Source organism: Streptomyces katrae (genome assembly GCF_000717655.1).
Classification (GTDB): Bacteria; Actinomycetota; Actinomycetes; order Streptomycetales; family Streptomycetaceae; genus Streptomyces; species Streptomyces katrae_B.
This window is the reverse complement of record NZ_JNZY01000026.1, coordinates 50,779-67,022: the sequence shown is the minus strand read 5'-3', so window position 1 is coordinate 67,022 and position 16,244 is coordinate 50,779. Positions and strand designations below refer to the sequence as shown.

At 73.7% G+C, this 16,244-nt stretch carries 11 protein-coding genes; 10 read left to right on the top strand and 1 reads right to left on the bottom strand.

Translation table 11 applies throughout. From position 1 onward, the window contains the following. Positions 1-101: 101 nt before the first annotated feature. From IF09_RS0127430 to IF09_RS0127415, 4 genes are all read left to right on the top strand, one after another. Entirely contained in the window at positions 102-671 is a 570-nt protein-coding gene (locus tag IF09_RS0127430; RefSeq protein WP_030299976.1) for a CGNR zinc finger domain-containing protein, read from the top strand. Between the two features lie 115 nt (positions 672-786). After that, entirely contained in the window at positions 787-3,093 is a 2,307-nt protein-coding gene (locus IF09_RS0127425; protein ID WP_030299974.1) for a HelD family protein, read from the top strand. A 445-nt stretch (positions 3,094-3,538) separates the two neighbouring features. Beyond that, the gene (locus IF09_RS0127420; protein ID WP_030299969.1) at positions 3,539-4,942 is read left to right on the top strand and encodes an NAD-dependent malic enzyme; all 1,404 of its coding nucleotides are present in this window, start codon (positions 3,539-3,541) and stop codon (positions 4,940-4,942) included. Between the two features lie 392 nt (positions 4,943-5,334). Beyond that, entirely contained in the window at positions 5,335-5,616 is a 282-nt protein-coding gene (locus IF09_RS0127415) for an HU family DNA-binding protein (protein WP_030161324.1), read from the top strand. A 220-nt stretch (positions 5,617-5,836) separates the two neighbouring features. Here IF09_RS0127415 and murA read toward each other — a convergent pair whose 3' ends face one another. Beyond that, positions 5,837-7,183 (bottom strand): UDP-N-acetylglucosamine 1-carboxyvinyltransferase, encoded by a 1,347-nt coding sequence (murA, locus tag IF09_RS0127410; protein WP_030299967.1) that lies wholly within the window; start codon positions 7,181-7,183, stop codon positions 5,837-5,839. 289 nt (positions 7,184-7,472) lie between these two features. Between murA and IF09_RS0127405 the strand changes: the two genes are divergently transcribed. The 6 genes from IF09_RS0127405 to IF09_RS0127380 all read left to right on the top strand — a co-directional run bounded on the left by IF09_RS0127405 (position 7,473) and on the right by IF09_RS0127380 (position 16,240). Further along, positions 7,473-8,033 (top strand): YqgE/AlgH family protein, encoded by a 561-nt coding sequence (locus IF09_RS0127405; protein ID WP_030299965.1) that lies wholly within the window; start codon positions 7,473-7,475, stop codon positions 8,031-8,033. A gap of 29 nt (positions 8,034-8,062) precedes the next feature. Continuing rightward, positions 8,063-8,347 (top strand): DUF3039 domain-containing protein, encoded by a 285-nt coding sequence (locus tag IF09_RS0127400; protein ID WP_030010729.1) that lies wholly within the window; start codon positions 8,063-8,065, stop codon positions 8,345-8,347. A 216-nt stretch (positions 8,348-8,563) separates the two neighbouring features. Further along, entirely contained in the window at positions 8,564-10,216 is a 1,653-nt protein-coding gene (locus IF09_RS0127395; protein ID WP_030299962.1) for a beta-N-acetylhexosaminidase, read from the top strand. 530 nt (positions 10,217-10,746) lie between these two features. Continuing rightward, positions 10,747-11,649, top strand: coding sequence for an FAD binding domain-containing protein (locus IF09_RS0127390; RefSeq protein ID WP_051832968.1), 903 nt, complete (start codon positions 10,747-10,749; stop codon positions 11,647-11,649). Beyond that, positions 11,646-13,898: a (2Fe-2S)-binding protein gene (locus IF09_RS44960; RefSeq protein ID WP_051832967.1), complete on the top strand. Its 2,253-nt coding sequence runs from the start codon at positions 11,646-11,648 to the stop codon at positions 13,896-13,898. Before IF09_RS0127390 ends, IF09_RS44960 begins: the two co-directional genes overlap by 4 nt. Beyond that, positions 13,895-16,240, top strand: a complete 2,346-nt coding sequence (locus tag IF09_RS0127380; protein WP_030299956.1) for a molybdopterin cofactor-binding domain-containing protein — start codon at positions 13,895-13,897, stop codon at positions 16,238-16,240. The genes IF09_RS44960 and IF09_RS0127380 overlap by 4 nt, the downstream gene beginning before the upstream one ends. The last annotated feature ends 4 nt before the right edge of the window (positions 16,241-16,244 follow it).

The window sequence follows — 16,244 nt, the reverse complement described above, 5'->3', positions numbered from 1 at the left end:
GCGCCCCGGCCCCCGTACGGGGGGTTCCGCATCGCAGCGGCGCGCGGCACTCTGAGAGGCACGCCCCCACGGGGTGTCCGGCGCAAGAGGCGGTGACGGGCATGTGGTTCGACTCCGGGCGGGTCTGCCTGGACCTGGTGGCCACCTTCGCCGCCCCCGCGGGCGCCGAGGAGATCCAGGACGGCGACGAGCTGCGGCTGTGGCTCGCCGGAGCCGGGCTCGTGCCCGACCGGACGCCGATCGCCCGGGTGGGCCCCGACTGGGTGGAGGCCTTCCGGGCGCTGCGCTGCGACGTGGGGAGCCTCGTACGGGCCGAGCTCGCCGGGGCCGGCCCCGACGAGGGCGCGCTGGCCCGGGTCAACGCGCTGGCCGCCGGTCCACCCCCGGGACTGTGTGCCGTCCAGGACCAAGAGGGTCACCTCGTCCGGGAGTTGTGCGGCGGGGTGGAGTGCGGTGCGCTGCTCGCCGCCGTCGCCCGGGACGCGGTGGAACTGCTCACCGACCCCGGCGAGCGGGCCCTGCTGCGGTCCTGCGAGGGGGACGGCTGCACCCGGGTCTACCTGGACACTTCGAGGGGCCACCGGCGGCGCTGGTGCTCCAGCGAGCTGTGCGGCAACCGCGAGCGGGTCGCCCGGCACCGCCGCAGGGTCCTCGCGGCGCGCCCCGGGTAGCGCCAGGACGGCGCCCGGGCAGTGATCTTCGCCCGGTCTCCGGAACGGGCGTGCGGACCGGGTGCGGATTCGCGTACGGTTGACGGTCGCCCATGCACGTCAGAAGGGGGCCTTGGTGGCCGCGCAGAATGCCGCTGTCGACAGCACGGCGGATTCCGTCCGCGATCGGGAGATCGCGGTCGAGCAGACGCATCTGGACCAGGTGTACCGCCGCCTCGAGGAGAAGATCGACGAGGCCGAGTTCCTGATGAACGACGCGGCCAAGCGCGGTCAGGTCGGCACGCCCGGCGCGCTCGCCGAGCGCGACGCGCAGGTCTTCCGGGCAGGCATCCACCTGAACCGGCTGAACAACGAGTTCGAGGACTTCCTCTTCGGACGGATCGATCTCGTCCTCGGCAAGGACGGGGAGCGCGGGCCCGACGGCGCGTACACCTCCGTCCAGCCCGCCGACGACGCGATCCGCGCGGACCTCACCGCCGACATCGCCGAGACGCTCCACATCGGGCGCATCGGCGTGCTCGACGCCGACTACGCGCCGCTGGTCATCGACTGGCGCGCGCCGGCCGCCGCGCCGTTCTACCGCTCCACGCCCAAGGACCCCGGCCGGGTCGTGCGGCGCCGCGTCATCCGCTCCAAGGGCCGCAAGGTGCTCGGCGTCGAGGACGACCTGATGCGCCCCGAGATCACCGCGTTCCTCGACGGCCGGGAGCTGCCCGCCATCGGCGACGGCGCCCTGATGGCCGCGCTCGGGCGGGCCCGTACGCACTCGATGCGGGACATCGTCTCCTCCATCCAGGCCGAGCAGGACATGGTGATCCGGGCCCCCGCCGCCTCGGTCGCCGAGGTCGCGGGCGGGCCCGGCACCGGCAAGACCGCCGTCGCCCTGCACCGCGCCGCCTACCTGCTCTACCAGGACCGGCGCCGCTACTCCGGCGGCATCCTGATCGTCTCGCCGACCCCGCTGCTCGTCGCGTACACCGAGGGCGTGCTGCCCTCCCTCGGCGAGGAGGGCCAGGTCGCCATCCGGGCGCTCGGCTCGCTGGTCGACGGCGCGGAGGCGACGACGTACGACGAACCGGCCGTGGCCCGCATCAAGGGCTCCTCCCGCATGCGCAAGGTGCTCCACAAGGCCGTACGGGGCGCACTGGAACTCGGGGACGCGCCCGAGCGGCTGCGCGTCGTGGCCTTCGGGCGGCGCCAGGAGCTGGAGGCCGGCGAGCTGAACCGGATCCGGCAGAACGTGCTCAGCGGCACCGCGCCGGTGAACCTGCTGCGCCCGCGCGCCCGCAAGCTGCTCCTCGACGCCCTGTACGCGCGCTCCGGCGGGGCCGGCCGGCACAGCGATCCCGAGCTCGCCGCCGAGCTGCGCTCCGCGTTCGACGAGGACATCTCCACCGAGGACGCGTTCATCGACTTCCTGAACGCCTGGTGGCCCGAGCTGACCCCGCGCGGGGTGCTGGCCGCGATGGCCGACGAGCGCCGACTCGGGCGCTGGTCGCGGCGGGTCCTGAACCCGCGCGAGACCCGCCAGCTGGCGCGTTCGCTGCGCCGGGTGGGCCCGGACGGCAAGGGCCCGCTGTCGGTGCACGACGTGGCGCTGCTGGACGAGCTCCAGCTGCTGCTCGGCGCGCCGGCCCGGCCCAAGCGCAAGCGGCAGCTCGACCCGCTGGACCAGCTCAGCGGGCTGGAGGAGCTGATGCCGACCCGCGAGGAGACCCAGTGGGAGCGGGCGGAGCGGATCGCGGCGGAGCGCACCGAGTACGCGCACGTGATCGTGGACGAGGCGCAGGACCTGACGCCGATGCAGTGGCGGATGGTGGGCCGCCGCGGCCGGCACGGCACCTGGACGGTGGTCGGCGACCCGGCGCAGTCCTCGTGGACGGACCCGGACGAGGCGGCGGCTGCGCGGGACGAGGCCCTGGGGTCCCGGCCGCGCCGGCGGTTCACCCTGACGGTGAACTACCGCAACCCGGCGGAGGTCGCGGAGGTCGCGGCCCGGGTGCTGCGGCTGGCGATGCCGGGAATGGAGCCGCCGACGGCGGTCCGCTCCACGGGTCTGGAGCCCCGCTTCACGGCTGCCGGGGCGGATCTGGGCGCGGCGGTCCGGGAGGAGACCCGGCGGCTGCTGGAGCAGGTGGACGGCACGGTCGGCGTGGTCGTGGCCATGGACCGGCGCGCGGAGGCCGCGGGCTGGCTGGCGGACCTGGGGGAGCGGGCGGTGGCGCTCGGCAGCCTCGAGGCGAAGGGCCTGGAGTACGACGCCACGGTGGTCGTCTCCCCTGCGGAGATCGGGGACGAGTCCCCGGCGGGCCTGCGCGTCCTGTACGTGGCCCTGACCCGCGCGACGCAGCAGCTGACGGTGGTCTCGACGGCCCGCGACGAGCCCGACGCGGCGGGCGTCCCCGCGCTGCTGAGGCCGTAGTCCTGCCGAACCCGCCCCGTACGACCGGATGGCCCGCAGCCAACGGCGTGGTCGGGCGAGGTCAAGCCCCTGGAGGGGGATCGCTTCCGGCGATCCTTTGTTAGCCTGGGTACGGCACCGACTCGATCCAAGCCCCCGGGCCCAACCTTCGTCGCTTAGAGCGACCACTTGCCGCGAGGCGAGCATGGCGGGTCGGTGTCATAGGCGTTCATACAGGTCCGCGCCCCTCGGTCACCGAGGGACGCGGACCTTTTTTCGTGCCCGACTGCGCTTCCCACACACCCCAGCAATCTCGTATGGTGGAAGAGTCTTTCCGAAATTTGTAGCTGGTTACCTTGTACTGGCTGGTAGGTGGGACGATCGGACAACAGGTCCTGCCGCGCCCGGCGTGCAGCGGGACCCTGTGCGTACAGAAGAACCAGGGACAGAACAGAGGAACACGGCCATGGCAACGGCGCCCAGCGTCTCGTACTCGATGACGGTCCGCCTGGAAGTGCCCGCGAGCGGAACCGCGGTCTCCCAGCTCACCACCGCCGTGGAGTCTTCCGGTGGATCGGTCACCGGCCTCGACGTGACCGCCTCCGGTCACGAGAAGCTCCGTATCGACGTCACCATCGCCGCGACCTCCACCGCGCACGCCGACGAGATCGTCGGCAAGCTCCGGGGGATCGAGGGCGTCAGCCTCGGCAAGGTCTCCGACCGAACCTTCCTGATGCACCTCGGCGGCAAGATCGAGATGGCGTCCAAGCACCCCATCCGCAACCGCGACGACCTCTCGATGATCTACACCCCCGGCGTCGCCCGCGTGTGCATGGCCATCGCCGAGAACCCCGAGGACGCGCGCCGCCTCACCATCAAGCGCAACTCCGTCGCAGTCGTGACGGACGGCTCCGCCGTCCTGGGCCTCGGCAACATCGGCCCCATGGCCGCGCTGCCCGTCATGGAGGGCAAGGCGGCCCTCTTCAAGCGCTTCGCCGGCATCGACGCGTGGCCGATCTGCCTGGACACCCAGGACACCGACGAGATCGTCTCCATCGTCAAGGCGATCGCCCCGGGCTTCGCCGGCATCAACCTTGAGGACATCTCCGCGCCGCGCTGCTTCGAGATCGAGGCCCGCCTGCGCGAGGCCCTCGACATCCCCGTCTTCCACGACGACCAGCACGGCACCGCCATCGTCGTCCTCGCCGCCCTGACCAACGCACTTCGCGTGGTGGGCAAGGCAGTTGGCGACGTCAAGGTCGTCATGTCGGGCGCCGGCGCGGCCGGTACGGCCATCCTCAAGCTGCTCCTGGCGGCCGGCGTCAAGAACGTCGTCAGCGCCGACATCCACGGTGTCGTGCACGCGGACCGCCCCGACCTGGTCGACGCGGACGCCGACTCCCCGCTGCGCTGGATCGCCGACAACACCAACCCCGAGGGCTACACGGGCACTCTGAAGGAGGCCGTGGTCGGCGCGGACGTGTTCGTCGGCGTCTCGGCCCCCAACGTGCTGTCCGGCGAGGACGTTGCCGCCATGGCGGAAGGCGCGATCGTGTTCGCGCTCGCGAACCCGGACCCCGAGGTGGACCCGGCCGTCGCGCGCCAGACCGCCGCCGTCGTCGCCACCGGCCGCTCCGACTTCCCGAACCAGATCAACAACGTGCTGGTCTTCCCGGGTGTCTTCCGCGGCCTGCTGGACGCCCAGTCCCGCACGGTGAACACGGACATGATGCTGGCCGCGGCGAGCGCGCTGGCGGACGTCGTCGGCGAGGACGAGCTGAACGCGAACTACATCATCCCGTCGGTCTTCAACGACAAGGTGGCCGGCGCGGTCGCCGGAGCCGTCCGCAAGGCCGCCTCCGGGACCTGACGCAGGCTCCGGTCGACGCGGGTCCCGGCCCGGGCCCGACGGGGTCCGGCACGGGCCGTGAGGGCCGCTGTGACGGCCCTCACGGCTTCCCGATCCCGGCGCGTCGCGAGATGCGGGCCCGCCGGGCCGCCTCTAGGGTTGCGGGGATGCCCGCGAGGTCCGCGGTCCGCGTCCACCAAGTGCGGACGGAGCGTCACCGCGGCGTGACTGTGGCGCTTTTCGTGTGACCCTGGCGGGTGCCGGATTGGCTTTCCCGCCGCTGGTGGGGGCAGGATGCGTAACCGGGCGAGAGGGTCTGACGTTCAGACCCGGGTCCGGGGACTGTCCGAGGGCCCTGGCAGCATCGGCTTCGATCTCACGCCTCTAAGGCAAGTTGAACACGGGAGTACAACATGAACCGCAGTGAGCTGGTGGCCGCTCTGTCCGAGCGCGCCGAGGTGACCCGCAAGGACGCCGACGCCGTTCTGGCCGCGCTCGCCGAGACCGTCGGCGAGATTGTCGCCAAGGGCGACGAGAAGGTCACCATCCCCGGCTTCCTGACCTTCGAGCGCACCCACCGTGCCGCTCGCACCGCGCGCAACCCGCAGACCGGCGACCCCATCCAGATCCCGGCCGGCTTCAGCGTGAAGGTCTCCGCGGGCTCCAAGCTCAAGGAAGCCGCCAAGGGCAAGTAGTCCGCCCTTGTGCCGGGGGCCGCACAGGCCCTCGGGACGGCAGCAGTACGCAGAGAAACGCCGAAGGGCGGCCACCCGGGTGGGTGGCCGCCCTTCGGCCTGTCCAGGGCCCCTTGCAGGGCCTTGACGGGGCATCTGCGGGCCTCTGCAGGGCCGGCGGCGCGGGGTGCGGGCGCCACCCTGGGGGGGCGCCCGCCTCGAACTCGCCCGGCGAAACGCCTCAGACGAGGTCGCCGCCCGAGAGCTCGACCTTGGCTCCCAGCTCCACGAGCTTCTCCATGAAGTTCTCGTAGCCGCGGTTGATGAGGTCGATGCCGTGGACCCGCGAGGTGCCCTCGGCGGCCAGAGCCGCGATCAGGTACGAGAACCCGCCGCGCAGGTCGGGGATGACCAGGTCGGCGCCCTGCAGCTTCGTCGGGCCGGAGACGACCGCCGAGTGCAGGAAGTTGCGCTGGCCGAAGCGGCAGGCGCTGCCGCCCAGGCACTCCCGGTACAGCTGGATGTGTGCACCCATCTGGTTGAGGGCCGAGGTGAACCCCAGCCGGGACTCGTAGACCGTCTCGTGGACGATCGAGAGGCCCGCGGCCTGGGTCAGGGCCACCACCAGCGGCTGCTGCCAGTCGGTCTGGAAACCGGGGTGCACGTCCGTCTCGAGCGCGATCGCCTTGAGCGGGCCGCCCGGGTGCCAGAAGCGGATGCCCTCGTCGTCGATCTCGAACGCGCCGCCGACACGGCGGAACGTGTTCAGGAAGGTCATCATCGAGCGCTGCTGCGCGCCGCGCACGTAGATGTTGCCGCCGGTCGCCAGCGCCGCGGAAGCCCAGGACGCGGCCTCCAGGCGGTCCGGGAGCGCCTTGTGGTTGTAGCCGCCGAGACGGTCCACACCGGTGATCCGGATCGTCCGGTCGGTGTCCATGGAGATGATGGCGCCCATCTTCTGCAGGACGCAGATGAGGTCCTCGATCTCCGGTTCCACCGCGGCGTTGCTGAGCTCGGTGACGCCCTCGGCCAGGACGGCCGTCAGCAGCACCTGTTCGGTCGAGCCGACCGAGGGGTAGGGCAGGCGGATCTTGCAGCCGCGAAGGCGCTGCGGGGCCTCCAGGTACTGGCCGCCCTCGCGCTTCTCGATGGTCGCGCCGAACTGGCGGAGCACGTCGAAGTGGAAGTCGATCGGCCGGCCGCCGATGTCGCAGCCGCCGAGGCCCGGGATGAAGGCGTGGCCGAGACGGTGCAGCAGCGGGCCGCAGAACAGGATCGGGATGCGCGACGAGCCCGCGTGCGCGTCGATGTCCGCAACGTTCGCGCTCTCGACGTGCGTCGGGTCGAGCACCAGCTCGCCCGGCTCCTCGCCGGGGCGCACGGTCACCCCGTGCAGCTGGAGCAGCCCGCGCACGACCCGGACGTCGCGGATGTCGGGAACGTTGCGGAGCCGGCTGGGTCCGCTGCCGAGCAGAGCGGCGACCATGGCCTTGGGCACGAGGTTCTTCGCACCGCGGACACGGATCTCGCCCTCGAGCGGGGTACCGCCATGGACAAGTAGTACGTCGTCTCTGTCTGTGCCGGTCATGAATCTCGCGTTCCGGAGAGGGGCTCCCCCGGCGAAGCCAGAGGAGGGTGGGCAGGGGGCCAGGGAAAAGGGTAAGGGGCACGACCCCCTTGTTCGTAAGGCCGACGCGGCCGCAGGACTGTCATGAATCAGCCACAACACCCTCAGTGCCCGCCCCATGGCGGAGTGTCGCATTCCGCCCGTACCGGCCCCGCGCGCTCCTTCCTGCTGCGGTGCGCCCCTGAGCTGCGATCGATCCGATGCCTCCGCCCGCTCCCCCTGGAGGCCGAATGTGCGAGATCATGTCGGCATGACCGAGGTGTCCTCCCTCACAGGGCGGCTGCTCGTGGCCACCCCCGCCCTCGCGGACCCGAACTTCGACCGCGCGGTGGTGCTCCTGCTCGACCACGACGAGCAGGGCTCGCTCGGCGTGGTCCTCAACCGGCCCACCCCCGTGGGCGTCGGCGACGTCCTGCTGCCCTGGGCGACGCTGGCCGGCGATCCGGGGGTCGTCTTCCAGGGCGGCCCGGTGGGCCTGGACTCTGCCCTCGGGGTGGCGGTCATCCCCGGCGAGGAAGGGCCACTCGGATGGCGCCGCGTGTACGGGGCGATCGGCCTGGTCGACCTGGAGGCCCCGCCGGAGCTGCTGGCCGCGGCCCTCGGCTCGCTGCGGATCTTCGCCGGCTACTCGGGCTGGGGCCCGGGCCAGCTGGAGCTCGAGCTCGGGGACGGCGCCTGGTACGTCGTCGAGTCGGAGCCGGGGGACGTGTCGTTCCCCGACCCGGAAAGGCTGTGGCGTGCGGTGCTGCGCCGCCAGCGCAGCGAGCTCGCGATGGTCGCCACCTATCCGGACGACCCGTCGCTCAACTGACCCGCGGCGGGGTCGGTACCCTGGCTTTTATGAGCACTCTTGAGCCCGAGCGCGGGACTGGTACGGGGACCCTCGTAGAGCCGACGCCGCAGGTGTCCCACGGCGACGGCGACCACGAGCGCTTCGCCCACTACGTCCAGAAGGACAAGATCATGGCGAGCGCCCTCGACGGGACCCCCGTCGTCGCGCTCTGCGGCAAGGTCTGGGTGCCGGGCCGGGACCCGAAGAAGTACCCGGTCTGCCCCATGTGCAAGGAGATCTACGAGTCGATGGGTCCCGGCGGGGACAAGGACAAGGGCGGCAAGGACAAGTAGTCCTCGAGCAGTCCTCCGCCCTGCCCGGCAGGGCCGAGGCCCCCGGATGCGCCGGTGCGCGTCCGGGGGCCTTTGCGTGCCCGGAGCCTTTGCGTGCCCGGAGCCTTTGCCGTGCCCGGGGCGAGGGCTAAGGTCGGCCGCAGCGCAGGCGCCAAGCGCCCTGCGAAACGTGCGTTGCGCAGTGCGCAACGCCCGGACGGTGGAGGGGCCGAGGCCATGCCCGAGTTGATTCCGGAGCCGCGGTACGCGCGATTCGCCCGCGACGCCGGCACGTGCGTGCTGGACGATCCGCTGCTCGACGTCGGCCCCGGCGCCGAGGGCACCGCCCGCTGGCTGCGCCGCGAGGTCGGCGCCGCCACCGGCTGGGAGCTGCCCGCGCCGGCGGCGGGGGAGTCGTACGGCGAGCGCGCGGTGATCCGGCTGACGCTCCGCCCCGAGCCCGCGACGAGCGCCGGCGCCGAGTCGTACGAGCTGCACGTCACGCAACGGCGGGTGCTCCTCGAAGGCGCCGACCCGGCGGGCCTCTTCTACGCCGCCCAGACGCTGCGTCAGCTGCTCGGGCCCGAGGCCTGCCGGCGCGCGCCCACGGCGCCGGGCCGCGGCTGGCGGCTTCCGGTGGGAGGCGTCCAGGACGGGCCCCGGTTCGGCTGGCGCGGGATGATGCTCGACGTGGCCCGGCACTTCATGCCCAAGGACGGGGTGCTGCGGTACATCGACCTGCTCGCCGCGCACAAGCTCAACGTGCTGCACCTGCACCTGACGGACGACCAGGGCTGGCGGGTCGAGATCAAGCGCCACCCGCGGCTCACCGAGGTCGGTGCGTGGCGGCCGCGCAGCCGCTGGGGGCACAGGGCCTCGCCGCTGTGGAACCAGACCCCGCACGGCGGCTTCTACACGCAGGACGACGTCCGCGAGATCGTCGCGTACGCCGCCGAGCGGCACGTCCGGGTGGTCCCGGAGATCGACCTGCCGGGGCATTCGCAGGCCGCGATCGCCGCGTACCCGGAGCTCGGGAACACCGACGTCGTGGACACCGCCGCCCTGGAGGTGTGGGACGACTGGGGGATCAACGAGAACGTGCTCGCGCCGACCGAGACCGTACTGCGGTTCTACGAGGGGGTCTTCGAGGAACTGCTGGAGCTGTTCCCGGCGGACGTCTCGCCGTTCGTGCACGTGGGCGGCGACGAGTGCCCCAAGGGGCAGTGGCGGGCCTCGGCGGTCGCGCAGGAGCGGATCCGGGAGCTGGGGGTGGACGGCGAGGACGGGCTGCAGTCCTGGTTCATCCGGCACTTCGACGGCTGGCTCGCCGAGCGCGGGCGGCGGCTCGTCGGATGGGACGAGATCCTGGAGGGCGGGCTCGCGCCGGGGGCCGCGGTGTCCTCGTGGCGCGGGTACGCGGGCGGGATCGCCGCCGCCGAGGCCGGGCACGACGTGGTGATGTGCCCGGAGCAGCAGGTGTACCTGGACCACCGTCAGGCGGGCGGCGCCGAGGAGCCGATGCCGATCGGGTACGTGCGTTCGCTGGAGGACGTGTACCGCTTTGAACCGGTGCCGCCGAAGCTGTCCGCGGAGGCCGCTGCCCATGTGCTGGGCGCGCAGGCCAACGTGTGGACCGAGGTGATGGAGAACCAGGCCCGGGTCGACTACCAGGTGTTCCCGCGGCTGGCGGCCTTCGCGGAGGTGGTGTGGTCGCGGCTGCCGGAGCCGGCGGAGCGGGACTACGCGGGCTTCGAGGCCCGGATGGACGCGCACTACCGGCGGCTGGACGCGCTGGGCGTCGACTACCGGCCGCCGGGCGGGCCGTTGCCGTGGCAGCGGCGGCCCGGGGTGCTCGGGCGTCCGATCGAAGGGGAGCCCCCGAACGTGTGATCCGGGTGGGGGTGGGCGGCCGTCGGTGGCCGGAACCTTTCCGCGCCGGTGCGTGCCCTTCCGCGCGCCCGCCGTGCCCTCGCACGCCCCTTGCGCGTCGGCCGCGGGGGCCTCGTGAGGTCTCGCGGGGTGCTCACGGGGGCCGCGGCCGGCCGTGGGCGGCGGTCGGCGGCGGTCGGCGGCTGCGGGCCGTCGTGTGCGGCCTTCCGGACGGTTCGGCACTGTTCGGAATCCTTCGGACTTCTGCGGAACTCTCGAGGCTTCCGGGACGTCCTTCGTCCTTGGGGGTTGTCGGGAACTCTTGCTCGATTTCGGCGTATTCGGCGAATACTTCCGATTCGGTTGATTCGGTTGATTCGGTGGATACGGGGGAAACCGGACGGCCGGGAGCTTCAGGGGGCGCCCGCCGGACCCTCGCGCCGGATGGTGGGGAAGATGTGCCAGAGTTGCCACGTCCCGGCGGTGAGCACGTACCGTACGGCGGACAGGCGTGAGCGCCGGGACCGGGACATCGGGAAGGGGCAGCTGGGTTGACCACGCACGCACCGCATGCACTGCATTCATCTCAGGGGCCGCAGGCGGCGCAGTCCGTGACGCTGCCGGCCTCGCTCGACGAGGCCGTGGCGGCGCTCGCCGCCATGCCCGCTGCCGTGCCCGTCGCCGGCGGCACCGACCTCATGGCCGCCGTCAACGCCGGGCTGCTGCGGCCCGCCGCGCTGGTGGGCCTGGGCCGGATCAACGAGATCCGCGGCTGGCAGTACCAGGACGGGCACGCCCTGCTCGGCGCCGGGCTCACCCACGCGCGGATGGGACGGCCGGATTTCGCCGCTCTGATCCCCGCGCTGGCCGCGGCCGCACGCGCCGCCGGGCCGCCGCAGATCCGCAACGCCGGCACCCTCGGCGGCAACATCGCCACCGCCGCGCCGACGGGCGACGCACTGCCCGTACTGGCCGCGCTGGAGGCGATCCTCGTCATCCACGGCCCGGGCGGCTCGCGCCGGGAGATCCCGGTCTCGCACCTGCTGGCCGGCCGCGAGATGCTGCGGCCCGGCGAGTTGATCGGTTTCGTACGGGTGCCGCTGCTGCACGCGCCGCAGGTCTTCCTGAAGGCCACGGGGCGTACGGGGCCCGGGCGCGCCGTGGCGTCCGTGGGGCTCGTACTGGACCCCGCGCGCCGGGATGTGCGCTGTGCGATCGGCGCGGTCGCCCCGATGCCGCTGCGGCCGCTGGAGGCCGAGCAGTGGGTGGCTTCGCTGATCGACTGGGACGGGGGGCGGACGCTGGCCCCCGAGGCGCTGGAGGCCTTCGGCGAGTACGTCGCGGCCGCCTGCGTGCCCGACCAGGGGGAACCGGTGGCTCCCGGCGTACTGCATCTGCGGCGGACGGTGGCCGTGCTGGCACGGAGGGCCCTGGGGAGGGCGCTGACCTCATGAGTGAGAACGAGAACGTGAGCGGAACGACGGGGGACGCGGGACCCACAGGGCCTGCGGACGGGACCGGCGCCGGCTGGGGCTGGGAGCCGGTGCCGCAGGGCGGCGAGTACGACTCCGACGCGACGGCCTTCGTGAAGCTGCCGCAGGACATGCTGGACGCGCTGGGCACCGGTGAGCCGCTCGCGGCGCCCGGGCACGGCTACGTGCCGCCGCCGATGATCGTGCCGCTGGGCTCCGCCAGTGCCGATCCGGCGGCCACGGGGACGTGGACGATTCCGGTGCAGTGGCCGGACGCGGGGACGACGCCCCAGGGCGGTACGGGGTCCGGCGGCGCCGCTGCCGTGGGCGCGGCCGCGCCCACGCCGGTCGGCGGGCCGATCCCGGCCTCGATCCCGATTCCGGCGTCGGTGGCTGCGGCGTTCGCGGATCAGGGGCTGGGGCAGGGCCAGGGGCAGGTTTCGGGCCATGGCCAGGAGCTCGGGCAGGGCCAGGCCCACGGCCACGCCGCCCAGGGCCGGGCCGCGGGCCACGGTCCGGCTTCGGCCGACGCCGGGCACGATCCCGGTGCGACCGCCGAGTGGCGGTTCCCGGAGGCCGTGCAGGACTCCGAGCCGGTGACCACCGGCCAGTGGACCCTTCCGGAACTCCCCGAGGAGACGGGCGAGTTCCGGCGGGGCGGGCTGGAGGCCGACTGGAGCCAGGCTCCGGCGACGCTGCCGGGCGGGGCGGCTGCCCCGTGGGCGACCCACCCCGACTTCGAGGCGGCGGCAGCCGGGCGTCCGGATGCCGCTGCGGGCTCCGTTCAGGGTGCCGTTCCTGGTGCCGTTCCGGATCCGCTTCCCGGTGCCGGGATGAGCTCGGGCGTGCTGCCCGAGGCGCGTCCGGACGCGATCGACGCGGGTACCTCGGGCGCGGGCCTGCGGCGGCTCGGCGGCCCCGGGGTCGGTGGCCCCGGGCGCGGTCCGAGGGTGCTGGGCGGGCCCGGCGTGGGCACGCTCCCGGAGGGGGAGCCGGCACATCCGGCTCCGCACGACGTAGAGGCCGCCCACGGCCCGGCGACGACGCCGGTCACGGCGGAGCGGCCGCATCCCGGGGCGGAGGCCCCCGAGCCGCCGGCGGTGGCTGCGGCTGCCGACGCGGCCGGGGCCGCGGAGCGGGAGCGCGAGGTGAGCGCCGTCGCGGCGCCGGAGTACGCCCTCGCGGGTGGTCCGGGCGCAGACGGCATCGGTGGTACCGGCGGCTTCGCGGAGCCGGGGGACACGAACGCGCACGGTTTCACGGCATCCGGCCACGGCGCCGCCGGGTCGGAGCCCGGGCCGGCCGGTGAGGCCGGTGAGCACGGATTCACGGCGGAGCCCGTCGGCACGGACGGGCGCGGCTTCGAGTTCGGCGGCGGTGCCGGCACCGGTGGCGGTGGCGGGCTGGGCGAAGCCGCCGGGGAGGTTTCGCAGGCCGCGGCGGTCGGGGGTCCGGGCTCGGGCTCGGGCGAAGCCGGGGCTGCGGGCGCGCCGGGTGCGGACACCGCCGACAGCGCTGTGGCAGCGCCGGATGCGGGATCGGCCGGAGGTTTCCCGCTCGAGGGGCCGACGTACGAAGAAGAAGCGACTGCCGAGGCCGTCGCCCATCACGAGCACCCGCTGGCTTCCTACGTCCTGCGCGTCAACGGCGCCGACCGGCCCGTCACCGGTGCGTGGATCGGCGAGTCCCTGCTCTACGTGCTGCGCGAGCGCCTCGGCCTCGCCGGCGCCAAGGACGGCTGCTCGCAGGGCGAATGCGGTGCGTGCGCGGTGCAGGTCGACGGCCGGCTCGTGGCCTCCTGCCTGGTCCCGGCCGCGACGGCGGCGAGCAGCGAGGTCCGCACCGTGGAGGGGCTCGCCAGCGGCGGGGAACTTTCGGACGTGCAGCAGGCGTTGTGCAGGTCGGGTGCGGTGCAGTGCGGGTTCTGCGTGCCCGGCATGGCCATGACCATCCACGACCTGCTGGAGGGCAACCACGCCCCCAGCGAGCTGGAGACCCGGCAGGCCCTGTGCGGGAACCTCTGCCGCTGCTCCGGCTACAAGGGCGTCATCGAGGCCGTCCGCGAGGTCGTCGCGGAGCGCGAGGCGGCGGCTGTGGGCGACGCGCCTGCGGCTGCGTCCGGGAACGGGCCCGCTGACGGGTCCGGTGCCGGGAACGGCCCGGAGGCGCGCATCCCGCACCAGGCGCCGCCCGGCGAGGGCGGGATCCACCACCACGGAGGCATGGCGTGAGCGGGCACGACGCGGCCACGGCAACGGCGACGGTAACGGTCTCCACGAGCGCTTCGGCGGCCGCGCCGCCCGAGGCGGGCGAGCACGAGGTACCGCGCGGAATCGGAGCCTCCGTACCGGCCGCCGACACGCGCGCCAAGAGCGAGGGCACCTTCCCGTACGCCGCCGACCTGTGGGCCGAGGGCCTGCTCTGGGCCGCCGTCCTGCGCTCCCCGCACGCCCACGCCCGCATCCTCTCCGTCGACACCTCCGCGGCCGCCGCCATGCCCGGCGTGCGCGCCGTCGTCACCCACGCCGACGTCCCCGGCGCGACCACGCACGGCCGCCGGATCGCCGACCGGCCCGTGTTCGCCCACGACGTCGTACGCCACCACGGCGAGCCCATCGCCGCCGTCGCCGCCGACCACCCGGACACCGCCCGCCTCGCGGCCGCCGCGATCGCCGTCGAGTACGAGCTGCTCGACGCGGTCACGGACCCCGAGCAGGCCTTCGGGGCCCCCGCGCTGCACCCCGACGGCAACCTGATCCGGCACATCCCGCTGCGCTACGGCGACCCGGAGGCCACCGGCGAGGTCGTCGTCGAGGGCCTGTACCGGATCGGCCGCCAGGACCCCGCGCCCATCGGCGCCGAGGCCGGGCTGGCCGTGCCGCGGCCCGACGGCGGCGTGGAGATCTACACCGCCTCCACCGACCCGCACCTGGACCGCGACCTGGCGGCGGCGTGCTTCGGCCTCGAACCCGACCGGGTGCGGGTCGTGGTGACCGGCGTCCCCGGCGCGACCGCCGACCGCGAGGACGCGGCGTTCCAGCTGCCGCTGGGCCTGCTGGCCCTGCGGACCGGCCACCCGGTGAAGCTGGCCGCGACCCGCGAGGAGTCCTTCCTCGGCCACACCCACCGCCACCCGACGCTGCTGCGCTACCGCCACCACGCGGACGCGGACGGCCGCCTGGTCAAGGTCGAGGCCCAGATCCTGATGGACGCGGGCGCGTACGCGGACTCCTCCTCCGAATCGCTGGCCGCGGCGGTGGCGTTCGCGTGCGGCCCGTACGTGGTCCCGCACGCCTTCGTGGAAGGCTGGGCGGTCCGTACGAACAACCCGCCGTCGGGCCACGTACGGGGCGAGGGCGCGATGCAGGTCTGCGCCGCGTACGAGGGCCAGATGGACAAACTGGCCGCGGCCCTCGGCATCGACGGCGCGGAACTGCGCCTGCGCAACGTCCTGGCGACCGGTGACCTGCTCCCGACGGGCCAGACGGTCACCTGCCCGGCGCCCGTGGCCGAACTCCTGCGCGCGGTCCGCGATCACGAACTCCCCTCCCTCCCGAAGGACACCCCGGAGGAGGACTGGCTGCTGCCGGGCGGCCCGGAGGGCGCGGGCGAGCCGGGCGCGGTGCGGCGCGGGGTCGGGTACGGCGTGGGCATGGTCCACATGCTCGGCGCGGAGGGAACGGACGAGGTCTCGACGGCGACGGTCAAGGTCGTCAACGGCTCGGCGACGGTCATCTGTGCGGCGGTGGACACCGGGCAGGGCTTCTCGACCCTCGCGCGTCAGATCGTCCAGGAGACGCTGGGCGTCGACGAGGTGGTGACGGCCCCGGTCGACACCGACCAGCCGCCGGCGGGCCCGGCGGCGCACGGCCGCCACACGTGGGTGAGCGGAGGCGCGGTGGAGCGCGCGGCCAAGATGGTCCGCACGCAGCTCCTCCAGCCGATGGCCCACAAGCTGGGCATGTCGACGGAACTCCTCCAGATCCAGGACGGCCGGATCACGTCGTACGACGGCGCGTTCTCGATGTCGGTCGCGGAAGCCATGGCGGGCAAGGAACTCTGGGCGACGGCCCAGTGCCGCCCCCACCCGACGGAGCCCCTGGACGGCGACGGCCAGGGCGACGCCTTCGTGGGCCTGGCCTTCTGCGCGATCCGCGCGGTGGTGGACGTGGACATCGAGCTGGGCTCGGTACGGGTGGTGGAGCTGGCGGTGGCCCAGGACGTGGGCCGCATCCTCAACCCCCGCCAGCTGGAGGCCCGTATCGAAGCGGGCGTCACGCAGGGCGTGGGCGCGGCGCTGACGGAGAACCTCCGCTCGGCCTCGGGCCTGATCCGCCACCCCGACCTGACGGGCTATGCGCTGCCGACGTCGCTGGACGCCCCGGTGGTCCGCATCGTCAAACTGGTCGAAGAGCGGGACGTGGTGGCCCCGTTCGGGGCGAAGGCGGCCAGTGCGATCCCTGTGGTCACGACCCCGGCGGCGGTAGCCTCGGCGGTACGGTCGGCCACGGGCCGCCCGGTCAACAGGCTCCCGATCCGCCCCTCGGCGGCGGTCGCGGCGCCCAACTCATGACCGT

Excerpts from the sequence above, each read along its gene's own strand:
- IF09_RS0127430 (WP_030299976.1), top strand. The coding sequence starts at position 102 with ATGTGGTTCGACTCCGGGCGGGTCTGCCTGGACCTGGTGGCCACCTTC.
- IF09_RS0127420 (WP_030299969.1), top strand. The coding sequence starts at position 3,539 with ATGGCAACGGCGCCCAGCGTCTCGTACTCGATGACGGTCCGCCTGGAA.
- IF09_RS0127415 (WP_030161324.1), top strand. The coding sequence starts at position 5,335 with ATGAACCGCAGTGAGCTGGTGGCCGCTCTGTCCGAGCGCGCCGAGGTG.
- murA (WP_030299967.1), bottom strand. The coding sequence starts at position 7,183 with ATGACCGGCACAGACAGAGACGACGTACTACTTGTCCATGGCGGTACC.
- IF09_RS0127405 (WP_030299965.1), top strand. The coding sequence starts at position 7,473 with ATGACCGAGGTGTCCTCCCTCACAGGGCGGCTGCTCGTGGCCACCCCC.
- IF09_RS0127400 (WP_030010729.1), top strand. The coding sequence starts at position 8,063 with ATGAGCACTCTTGAGCCCGAGCGCGGGACTGGTACGGGGACCCTCGTA.
- IF09_RS0127395 (WP_030299962.1), top strand. The coding sequence starts at position 8,564 with ATGCCCGAGTTGATTCCGGAGCCGCGGTACGCGCGATTCGCCCGCGAC.
- IF09_RS44960 (WP_051832967.1), top strand. The coding sequence starts at position 11,646 with ATGAGTGAGAACGAGAACGTGAGCGGAACGACGGGGGACGCGGGACCC.